The sequence below is a fragment of the Pantoea folii genome (genome assembly GCF_056678875.1).
This window is the reverse complement of the sequence record NZ_JBWXON010000045.1, coordinates 1-704: the sequence shown is the minus strand read 5'-3', so window position 1 is coordinate 704 and position 704 is coordinate 1. Positions and strand designations below refer to the sequence as shown.

Annotated in this window: 1 rRNA gene; it reads right to left on the bottom strand. The window is 54.8% G+C overall.

The features are described from left to right. Positions 1-19: 19 nt before the first annotated feature. A 23S ribosomal RNA gene (locus AC1MDE_RS25805) occupies positions 20-704 on the bottom strand; the annotation flags it as partial.

Below are 704 nucleotides of genomic sequence, written 5' to 3'. Positions count from 1 at the left end.
AAAACGCCTCTGGCGTTGTAAGGTTAAGCCTCACGGGTCATTAGTACCGGTTAGCTCAATGCATCGCTGCACTTACACATCCGGCCTATCAACGTCGTCGTCTTCAACGTCCCTTCAGGACTCTCAGAGAGTCAGGGAGAACTCATCTCGGGGCAAGTTTCGTGCTTAGATGCTTTCAGCACTTATCTTTTCCGCACTTAGCTACCGGGCAATGCCATTGGCATGACAACCCGAACACCAGTGGTGCGTTCACTCCGGTCCTCTCGTACTAGGAGCAACCCCCCTCAATTCTCCAGCGCCCACGGCAGATAGGGACCGAACTGTCTCACGACGTTCTAAACCCAGCTCGCGTACCACTTTAAACGGCGAACAGCCGTACCCTTGGGACCTACTTCAGCCCCAGGATGTGATGAGCCGACATCGAGGTGCCAAACACCGCCGTCGATATGAACTCTTGGGCGGTATCAGCCTGTTATCCCCGGAGTACCTTTTATCCGTTGAGCGATGGCCCTTCCATTCAGAACCACCGGATCACTATGACCTGCTTTCGCACCTGCTCGAGCCGTCACTCTCGCAGTCAAGCTGGCTTATGCCATTGCACTAACCTCCTGATGTCCGACCAGGATTAGCCAACCTTCGTGCTCCTCCGTTACTCTTTGGGAGGAGACCGCCCCAGTCAAACTACCCACCAGACACTGTCCGCA